This window comes from Pseudoalteromonas sp. 19-MNA-CIBAN-0066 (assembly GCF_040308705.1).
GTDB lineage: Bacteria > Pseudomonadota > Gammaproteobacteria > Enterobacterales > Alteromonadaceae > Pseudoalteromonas > Pseudoalteromonas nigrifaciens.
The window spans coordinates 1-249 of the sequence record NZ_JBEONZ010000341.1 but is presented as its reverse complement, the minus strand read 5'-3'; the positions used below and the strand labels follow the sequence as shown (position 1 = coordinate 249).

1 protein-coding gene is annotated in these 249 nt (G+C 31.3%); it reads right to left on the bottom strand.

Going from position 1 to position 249, the window contains the following annotated elements:
* Positions 1-249, bottom strand: a 249-nt coding sequence (locus AAEZ18_RS19360) for a hypothetical protein (protein WP_352256067.1), incomplete at both ends; no start/stop codon positions are given.

Below are 249 nucleotides of genomic sequence, written 5' to 3'. Positions count from 1 at the left end.
AAGCTAGGTAATTCGATACCAAGTTTAATAAGTTCGCTCACATATTTCGTGAATTTTTCTTTAACAATTGAATCTTTATGAGAATCTATAGATTCTTTCTTAAGTAAAGCCAGCTTATCTTCGATAATAGTTTTCATCGAGTTAATATCTGAAAGAGCCTGATAAAGTTCAATACGACTTGACTCTAATTCTTTTATATCATCTGATTGACACTCAATAAATTCGAGATACCTTTGCTCTGGTCTAGAC